General features: G+C 49.9%; 2 protein-coding genes. Both read right to left on the minus strand.

Features of this window, described 5'->3' with window-relative positions; translation table 11 throughout:
* Positions 1-1,711: AsmA family protein (locus ACTHUT_RS18530; protein WP_440419355.1), on the minus strand; the 1,711-nt coding region annotated here is incomplete at its 3' end.
* A gap of 229 nt (positions 1,712-1,940) precedes the next feature.
* The coding region (gene rpsO / locus ACTHUT_RS18535) for a 30S ribosomal protein S15 (RefSeq protein WP_440419007.1) at positions 1,941-2,139 on the minus strand (199 nt) is incomplete at its 5' end.

The following is a 2,139-nucleotide window of genomic DNA, read 5'->3' on the forward strand; positions in this document are numbered from 1 at the left end:
TGAGGTTGCTGTTGTCGATTTTTTCCGAAGAGATGCCGTTTTTCAGAATGCTGTCCATATCGATGCCGTGCCATGCGCCGTTGGTAATATCGAGGAGCAGGCTGCCGTTTAGGGCTTGTATCATTTGGGCACGGTCGTTGCCGGTGGTTTTAATGTCGATAACGGCATCGCCGCTGCCGCTAAAGCTGTGGAAACCGAACAGGTCTTGCAACAGCGGCTGAATTTGTATGCCTTTTGCGTTTTGCTGAAGGTGGTAGGAAGCAGGTTGGGTCGCCGCAATACTCAGGCCTCCCTCAGTTTTGCCGCCATAAAGCCCGGCTTTGAAACGGTGCAGGGCGATATGTTCTTTATCGGCGGTGAGCAGGGATTCGACGTTTTCTAATTGCAGGCCGGCGGTTTGAATGCTGCCGATTTGGAGGTTGGCCTCAATGTCGGGCAACCAGGATTTGGCCAGCAGGGAAGGAAGGTTTAGTGATGGCTGGGTTTTCAGATCTTCCAAGTAAGGGGTCAGATTGAGTTTTTGTAAGGCAATACCGGCGTCAAGGTGCGGACGCGGTTGGGCATCGCGTTGGTATTTAAAGGCTAAGGCAAGGGCTTGTCTGTCAAATGCGCCTTTCAGACGGCCTTCCCATGTATTGAGGCTGAAATTGGCCTGTCCTTCGAGTGTACTGATGAATCTGGGGCGGGGAAGGCGGTTGATGGTGTCTTGCAGGGTGCTGAGGTGCAGTTTGGGCGCATCAATGCCTTTGCCTTTTTGCCAAACCAATGGACTGGAAAAGGTAAAGTTGGTTTGGAGGCGGTCGTTTTTATGGCTGCCTTTGAGTTCAAAATTAGCGGCGGTCAAAACGGTTGGATAGAGGTTGGTTTTGTCCAGTTTGAATGAACCATCCCATTGGTTGTTTTCACTGCCGGCAGTCAATGCGCCGTTGAGTGTGTTGAGGTGCAAATAGCCGTTTTTGAATTGCAAGAGGGGAGAGCGTGCGTTGATATGCAAGTTTTGGTAGCCGCTTTCGGCTTGCAGATTGAAGTCGCGGAAAAGGGCGGTTTGGTTTTGCCAATTAAGGCTGCCTGCGATTTGGGCATCCAGCTTATTTTTGAATAATACGGTTTGCAGGTTTAATTTGAGGGCGGGGACGCTCCAGCCGACATCATCTTGTACAAGATGGCCGACGCCTTGCCAACTGATGGGGTTGCCGATGTTTTGCAGTGTGCCGCTGATATCGAATGGACGGCCGTCTGAATCGGCTCTGCGCAGGGAAAATTGCAGATCGTTTAAGGCAATATCTTGCTCTTTATTGTGATAGCGGATGCTGCCGCTATTGATGATAATGCGGTTGAGCTGGAAGCTTTCTTTTGACGATGGGTCTTGTTGCAGGCAGGTGGGCAGATGGTGTTTTGAGTCCAGTGTCAGTGTCGGGTTTAAAAGAATCCATTTCTCAAGTATGGGCGCATCCGACCATAGGCTGCTCCAACCAAAGCCCATTTTGGACTCGGCGATGTTCAGCGTCGGCGTATCAGGTTCGGAAGAGGAAAGGCTGAGGTCTTTTAAAATTAGCGTGGGGCGCGGCAGCCATTTTCTGCCGATAGTGGCGTTGTATTTGATTTGGCAGCCATGGGCGGAAAAGTTTTTTTGTATAAATGCGTCGATGTTTTCTGTGTTGAATATGCGGAACATTAAGGCACTCAATACCGCCGCGAGGCATAAAAGCACGGCAATGCTGAAAACCAGGGTTTTCAGCCAAAATTTTCCTGAGTGCAACATGGAATGAACAGACAATTCAGATTCTCGCTTTGATGGGAGCTTTTAGGAGTAATTGGAAGTTTAAGCCTTGCTGCTTAAGCGTGTGGAAGTATAACACAGAGCGTGGGCCTGTGTTTCAGACGGCATCGGTATGTCAATAAAAAACACCGCCCGAAGGCGGTGTTGATTTAAGCATAAATTATTTACGCAGACCCAGGCGGGTAATCAGTGTACGGTAAGTATCAGGCTGAGTACGACGCAGGTAAGACAACAGGCGACGACGTTGGCTAACCATTTTCAACAGGCCGCGACGGCTGTGGTGGTCTTTAGGGTTGGCTTTGAAGTGAGGAGTCAGGTCGTTGATGCGGAAAGTCAACAGAGCGACTTGTACTTCAGAA

It is taken from the genome of Neisseria sp. P0022.S010, assembly GCF_051956635.1.